Consider the following 239-nt stretch of genomic DNA (forward strand, 5'->3'; position numbering starts at 1 on the left):
CTACGAGGGGGCGCCATTATCTTTTTGGGCCATTTGTCGGGCAAAATCGGCAGGGCCGATGAAACGTGTCGATCAGAAGACCTGACGGAGCACAAGGAACAGCATGAAGGCGAGCGCGATCGAGGCCGGCAGCGTCAGGATCCAGGCCATCAGCATGTTCCGCACGGTCGACCACTGCAGGCCGGAGCCATTCGCCGCCATGGTGCCGGCGACGCCCGAGGACAGGACGTGCGTGGTGG

At 63.2% G+C, this 239-nt stretch carries 1 protein-coding gene; it reads right to left on the minus strand.

Translation table 11 applies throughout. The features are described 5' to 3' along the window. Window positions 1–72 precede the first annotated feature (72 nt). Window positions 73–239 (minus strand): inorganic phosphate transporter (locus tag ACPYOI_RS36895; protein ID WP_481424287.1); only part of this gene is annotated, 167 nt, incomplete at its 5' end.

The organism is Rhizobium sp. SVR5-2C (assembly GCF_056755115.1).